The sequence below is a fragment of the Micromonospora sp. URMC 107 genome, assembly GCF_051386315.1.
Lineage (GTDB): Bacteria > Actinomycetota > Actinomycetes > Mycobacteriales > Micromonosporaceae > Micromonospora.
Genome location: NZ_JBPQTK010000011.1, coordinates 77210 through 83737 on the forward strand (window position 1 = coordinate 77210; position 6528 = coordinate 83737).

A 6528-nucleotide genomic window follows, 5' to 3' on the forward strand; every position below is an offset into this window, starting at 1 on the left:
GGCGGTCAGCGTGGTGCCGGGCGCCAGACGGTCAGCCGCACCGCGACGGTGACCCGGACCGGCTCGGGGAGGGCGGCCACCCGGGCGGCGAGCCCGGCCGGGTCGGCGTGCCAGGCGCTGGGGCCCATCCCGACCAGCGTCGCGACCTCCGGGCCGGTCAGCGCCAGCTCCCGCCGGTGCACGGTGGACGCCGCCGGGGCGAAGTGCCCGCCCAGGCTCTCGGCGACCCGGTCCGCCTTGGCCGGGTCCACCCGCAGCAGGCCGAGGGCGCCGACCAGCTCGGTGAGGTGGTCGGCGGCCGGCGTCACCACCAGCAGGGACCCGGCCGGGTCGAGGACCCGGTGGAACTCCGCGCCGTTGCGGGGCGCGAAGACGTTCAGCAGCACGGCCGTGCCGGCGTCGGCCAGGGGCAGCCGTTGCCAGGTGTCGGCGAGCGCCGCCGCCGCGCGCGGGTGCGCCCGGGCGGCCCGGCGCAGCGCCGGCTTCGACACGTCCAGGGCGAGACCCGCGGCGTCCGGCAGCGCCGCCAGCACCGCCGCGAGGTGCCGGCCCGTCCCCGCCCCGGCATCCACCACCAGGGGGTACGTCCCGTCGGGGCGCGCCCCGGCCAGGTGCTCCACGGCCTGTGTCGCGGCGGCGGCGAGGGCGGTCGAGATGAGGTCGTAGTGGCCGGCGGAGAGGAAGTCGGCGCGGGCGGCCACCATCTCGGCGGTGTCCCCGACGTGCGGGGCGCGGCCGGCGAGCAGGTTGACGTAACCCTGGCGGGCCACGTCGAAGCTGTGCCGGCGCGGGCAGCGCAGCGCGCGGGCGGCGCCGGCGGCGACCTCGGCCAGCGGCTGGGCGCAGACCGGGCAGCGGAGCCGGTCGACGACGCGGGGGTCCACGTCAGGCGTCCAGGTGGGTCGGCACCGCGGGTGCCCGGCGGTGGTCGTCGTCGCAGTCGCGCTCGGGGTCCACCGGCTCATTCTCCGGGTCGGGCGAGGTGGTCGACCACCCGGTGGGTGAGCGCCTCCAGCGCGGCGACCTCGTCGGGGGTCAGCAGGTCGATGAGGTGCCGGCGGACGGCCGCGACGTGGCCGGGGGCGGCGGCCTCGATGGCGCGCCGGCCCTCGGCGGTGAGGACGACGACCGCGCCCCGCCCGTCCGTCGCGCACTCCTCGCGGGTGACCAGCCCACGCTGCTGCATGCGGGTCAGGTGGTGGGAGAGCCGGCTGCGCGACCAGAGCATCCGGTCGGCCAGCTCGCTGAGCCGCAGCCGCTGGTCGGGCGTCTCGGAGAGGTCGGAGAGGACGTCGTAGTCGGGTTCGGAGAGACCGGCGTCGCGCATCAGCTCGCGGGCCAACTCCAGGTCGAGCAGGCGGCGCATCCGCCGGTAGCCCCGCCAGGCGCTCTGCTCCCGCTCGTCGAGCCAGCGTGTCTCTCCCATGCCGCCACTCTAGCGATCTGGTTGACATGTCATCAACTCGCTCCTATGGTGTGTGACATGTCAACTAGATCGGCGCGTGACGCCGCCGCCGCGGTGCTGCTCGACGAGGTCGCCCTGCTGGCCGCCGCCCTCGCCCCGCTGCGGGTGCCGGCGTGACCGCCCGGCTGTGGGAGCTGTTCGAGGAGCGCAGCCGGGGCGTGCTGGTCACCCTGCGGCGCGACGGCCGGCCCCAGCTGTCCAACCTCGACTTCCTCGCCGAGCCCGGCCTGATCCGCTGCTCCACCACCGCCGACCGGGCCAAGGTGCGCAACCTGCGCCGCGACCCGCGGGCCAGCCTCCACGTCACCACGGCCGACGGCGGGGCCTACGCGGTCGCGGAGGGCGTGGTCACGTTCACCCCGCCGGCGGCGGCGCCCGACGACGCATGCGTGGAGGAACTGGTCGAGGTCTACCGGCGGATCCGCGGCGAGCACCCCGACTGGGCGGACTACCGGGCGGCCATGGTCGCCGACGGCCGGCTGGTGCTCCGGCTCGCCGTCGAGCGGCTGTACGGCTGGCGGCCCTGACCGGCACCAGGCCGGTCTCCCGGCCGTTGCGGCCCGGCTGCGCGGGGCGGCCGGCCGTACGCCGGTGCCGGCCGGTGCCGGTGCCGGCGGCGCGCCGACCGTGGATCCGCGCCGGTCCCGTCGGCCGGCCCGGCGCGGCCGACTAGGGTCTGGGCATGGTCGCGACAATCCGTTACGAGGACATCGTCAAGGTCCCGAAGGCACTGCTGCACGATCACCTCGACGGCGGCCTGCGGCCGGCGACGATCGTCGAGCTGGCCGCCGAGGTGGGGCACGAGCTGCCCACCACCGATCCCGAGGCGCTCGGCCGGTGGTTCGTCGAGGCGGCCGACTCCGGCTCCCTGGAGCGCTACCTGGAGACGTTCGCGCACACCGTCGCCGTCATGCAGACCGCCTCGTCCCTGCGGCGGGTGGCCCGGGAGTGCGCCCAGGACCTGGCCGCCGACGGGGTGGTCTACGCCGAGGTGCGGTTCGCCCCCGAGCAGCACCTGGAGCGGGACCTGAGCCTGGACGACGTGGTCGAGGCGGTGCTGGCCGGCTTCGTCGAGGGCAGCGCGCTGGCCGCCGAGGCGGGTCGGCAGATCCGGGTCGGCACCCTGCTCACCGCGATGCGGCACGCCGCCCGGTCGCAGGAGATCGCGGAGCTGGCCGTCCGGCACCGGGACTCCGGGGTGGTCGGCTTCGACATCGCCGGCGCCGAGGCGGGCTTCCCGCCCACCCGGCACCTGGACGCCTTCGAGTACCTCCAGCGGGAGAACTTCCACTTCACCATCCACGCCGGCGAGGCGTTTGGCCTGCCGTCGATCTGGCAGGCCATCCAGTGGTGCGGGGCGGACCGGCTCGGCCACGGGGTGCGGATCGTGGACGACATCGCGGCCGGCCCGGAGCCGGTGCTCGGCCGGCTGGCCGCGTACGTGCGGGACAAGCGGATCCCGCTGGAGCTCTGCCCGTCCTCGAACGTGCAGACCGGCGCCGCCCCCTCGATCGCCGAGCACCCGATCGGGCTGCTGCGGGACCTGCGGTTCCGGGTGACGGTGAACACCGACAACCGGTTGATGAGCGGCACCTCGATGTCCCGGGAGATGGCCCTGCTGGTGGACGCCTTCGGCTACGGCTGGAAGGAGCTCCAGTGGTTCACCATCAACGCCATGAAGAGCGCCTTCATCCCGTTCGACGAGCGGCTGAAGATCATCGACGAGGTGATCAAGCCCGCGTACGGCAAGCTGCTGGGCTGACCGGGACGGCGGCGGCGGTCAGGAGCGGTGCGGGTGGCCGGCGAGCAGGCCGGCCACCGCGCGCAGCACCTCGCCCGCCCGGGCCGCCTCGGCGCCCAGGCCGGTCTGCCGCCGCAGCACCGCCGGCTCGGCGCGCAGCAGCGCCAGGCCGCGGCGCACCAGCACCCGGGGCGCCTTGCGCTGCTCGGCGAGGTCGCGGGCCAGCCGGCGGACGAAGGTCGCCCCCCGGGGCCGCCGCAGGGCGTACGCCCCGGCGAGGACCCCCCGTCGACGGCACTCCTCGACGATCTCGGCCGCGAAGATCCCTTCGGCAACGAAAAGTGGCGAACCGGCGACCTCGAATGGCCGGGTGGACACCCGACGGTCCGCATCGATCGCATAGACCGGCACTTCGGCCCTGCCCTCGCTGGCCAGGCGGGCGATCGTCTCCACGGCCGCCGCGGCGTCCCAGGAGCGGGGCGACTCCCAGTCCACGGCGCCGTTCCGTCGCGGCAACGTGGGGTCGTCACCGTCCTTGTAGAAGTCGTCCAGGCAGAGCACCGGAAGGCCGGTTCGCTGCGCTATGTACGACTTTCCCGAACCGGAAGGGCCGGCGAGCAGGACAACGCGATGGGGGTGCTTCATTACCTTCAGTGACTCCGGCCAGACGGATTGCTATCAAATTGCATCAACATCTCATCACACCCCCGGCTGCGGCCAACCTGGGCTTTCTCTTTCAGGGGTAGCGTGATGGAATCTCGGATGGTCCGGCCCGCGCGGTCGGCCGCTGGGCGTTGTCCAGGGGCAACGCAGTCCAGGAATCGCGAGGGCGGTGACGTGAGCAAACGGCCAAAGGCGGCGGGTTCCTTCCTGTCGCGCCTGCGCCGGCCGAGCGGTCGGCTCCGCGACATGCCGATCTGGTCCAAGCTCGGTCTCATCATGATCGTGCCGACCATCGCCACGGTGGTCGTGGGCACCAGCGGTCTGGTCGACCACCTGGAGACCCTCAACAGCGCGAACCGGGCCGGCGACCTGGCCAACCTCGTCGGCTACTCGGGCGACCTGGTCGACACCCTCCAGGACGAGCGGACCAACGCGCTGCGCCTGCTGGGCGTGCCACGCGGTCAGGACAACGCCCGCTACAAGCAGGCGTACGAGCAGGCCAATGCCCGCGTCGACAAGGCCAAGGGGCCGTACTCCCAGCAGCGGGCCGAGGTCGAGGACCTCCCGGCGAACCTCGACAGCCTGCTGGGTGAGATCGACCAGACGCTGATCGACCTGCCCGGCACCCGCAGCCAGGTCTTCAACGGCAAGCTCGGGCTCGTCCCGGCCATGCAGGCGTACGACGGCCTGATCGACGACCTGATCAGCATCCGCGACTCGGCCACCCAGCTCGCCGGCGACAACGAGCTCAGCGACAAGATGCGCGCGTCGACGGCCACCGCCCGCAACAAGGAGTTCCTGTCCCGTCGCCGCGACGTGGTGCACCGGGCGTTCATCCAGCAGCGGCTCACCCCGAACCTGCGCAACGAGTACATCGCCACCAGCACCGGCTCCAGCCAGTGGCTGCAGAGCTTCCAGGTGGTGGCCAGCCAGCCGGAGCAGGAGTACTACGCCCAGGTGGTGGCCGGCCCCGACCTGCGCGAGGCGAACACCTACAACAGCTGGCTCAACGGCATCACCAACGCCGACAGCCTCGCCGGCGCCCCGTTCGACGCGGACGAGTGGGACGCGGCGATGGTGGCCAACGCCAAGCTGATCCGCACGGTCGAGGCGAAGATCGATCGCGAGGTCGTCGCGGGCGCCGAGGACCTGCGCTCCGGCGTGCAGCGCCAGGTGTTCCTGGAGACCGGCCTGCTGCTCAGCATGCTGCTCCTGGCGGTCCTCTTCGCCTACCTGGTCGCCCGCTCGATGGCCCGCTCCCTGCGCGAGCTGCGTCAGGGCGCCCTCTCCATCGCCCAGTTCGGCCTGCCCCAGGCCGTCGCCCGGCTGCGCGACCCCAAGGTGACCGGTCAGCTCTCCCCGGTGCAGCTCGCCAACCAGATCGCCGAGCCGTTGCCGGTGCGCAGCAAGGACGAGTTCGGCCAGGTGACCGAGGCGTTCAACGCGGTCCACCTGGAGGCCGTCCGCACCGCCGCCGAGCAGGCCGCGCTGCGCGCGTCCGTCGCCACGATGTTCGTCAACCTGGCCCGCCGGTCGCAGATCCTCGTCGACCGCCTGATCGGTCACCTCGACCGGTTGGAGCGCGGCGAGGAGGACCCGGACCGGCTGGCCGAGCTGTTCCAGCTCGACCACCTGGCCACCCGGATGCGCCGCAACGACGAGAACCTGCTGGTGCTCGCCGGCGCCGACTCCACCCGCGTGCAGCGGGAGCCGGCCGCGCTGATCGACGTGCTCCGGGCGGCCCAGTCCGAGGTCGAGCACTACACCCGGATCGAGTTCGGGGTGATCGACCGGGACATCGAGGTCGCGGCGCACGCCGTCAACGACATGGTCCACCTCGTCGCCGAGCTGTTCGACAACGCCACCGCCTTCTCACCACCGGACTCGCACGTCATGGTGGAGGCCCGGCGCGTCGGCGACCGCGCGTCGCTCTACGTGGAGGACCGGGGCATCGGGATCAGCCCTGACCAGCTCCACGACCTCAACGAGCGGCTCGCCAGGCCGCCGCAGGTGGACGTGGCCGTCTCGCGGATGATGGGCCTGGTCGTGGTCGCCCGCCTGGCGTCCCGGCACGGCGTCAAGGTCGAGCTGCGTCCGGGCACCGACCGGGGGACCGTCGCCGAGGTGGTCATGCCGACGTCGGTGCTCGTGCCCCGGGCGCTCTCCGGCCGCCCGCAGTCGCCCGGGCTGCCGCCGCCCGGCCCGCAGCCGCTCGGTCCGGCCCCGGCCTTCGGCGCGCTGCCGGCGCTCGGCAACGGCCCGACCAACCCGATGCCCACGCAGCGCTCCGGCGAGTCCGGCAACCAGGTCACCCTGGGCGGCCGACCGTTCGACCCGGCGCCGCGCAACGGGGCCGGCACGCCGGCATCGGCCGGCACGGCACGGTCCATGCCGGCCTGGTCCGACCTGACCGGCGCCAGCGGCTTCAACGGCGGCGAGGCCTTCCGGCCGCGTACCTCGAACGGCCAGCCGATCGACCCGCTGCCGCAGCGGCGCTCCGACGACCAGGACGCCACGGGCCAGCAGCAGGCCGTCCCGCGGCAGCTGCCCAGCAGCCCCGAGGCCCGGCCGTACTCCGTCCCGCCGGTCTCCGCGCCGCCCGTGCCCTACGCGGGCCCGCCGGTGTCGACTCCGCCGGCGCCCTACTCCGCGCCGCCGG

6 protein-coding genes are annotated in these 6528 nt (G+C 74.0%); 3 read left to right on the forward strand and 3 right to left on the reverse strand.

The window, feature by feature from the left end:
* Positions 1-5: 5 nt before the first annotated feature.
* Positions 6-884 carry a putative RNA methyltransferase gene (locus tag ACSNN9_RS04515; RefSeq protein ID WP_436671340.1) on the reverse strand — a complete coding sequence of 293 codons (879 nt, stop codon included), beginning with the start codon at positions 882-884 and terminating at the stop codon, positions 6-8.
* 77 nt (positions 885-961) lie between these two features.
* Positions 962-1426: a MarR family winged helix-turn-helix transcriptional regulator gene (locus tag ACSNN9_RS04520; RefSeq protein WP_436671341.1), complete on the reverse strand. Its 465-nt coding sequence runs from the start codon at positions 1424-1426 to the stop codon at positions 962-964.
* A gap of 152 nt (positions 1427-1578) precedes the next feature.
* On the opposite strand from ACSNN9_RS04520, the gene ACSNN9_RS04525 reads away from it, so the two are divergent.
* Positions 1579-1992, forward strand: coding sequence for a PPOX class F420-dependent oxidoreductase (locus tag ACSNN9_RS04525; protein ID WP_436671342.1), 414 nt, complete (start codon positions 1579-1581; stop codon positions 1990-1992).
* A 155-nt stretch (positions 1993-2147) separates the two neighbouring features.
* Positions 2148-3227: an adenosine deaminase gene (locus ACSNN9_RS04530; protein ID WP_436671343.1), complete on the forward strand. Its 1080-nt coding sequence runs from the start codon at positions 2148-2150 to the stop codon at positions 3225-3227.
* A gap of 18 nt (positions 3228-3245) precedes the next feature.
* On the opposite strand, the gene ACSNN9_RS04535 is transcribed toward ACSNN9_RS04530, so the two are convergent.
* On the reverse strand, positions 3246-3767 hold the full coding sequence (locus tag ACSNN9_RS04535; RefSeq protein ID WP_436671344.1) for an ATP-binding protein: 522 nt from the start codon (positions 3765-3767) through the stop codon (positions 3246-3248).
* 276 nt (positions 3768-4043) lie between these two features.
* On the opposite strand from ACSNN9_RS04535, the gene ACSNN9_RS04540 reads away from it, so the two are divergent.
* On the forward strand, positions 4044-6528 hold a 2485-nt coding region (locus ACSNN9_RS04540), incomplete at its 3' end, for a sensor histidine kinase (RefSeq protein ID WP_436671345.1).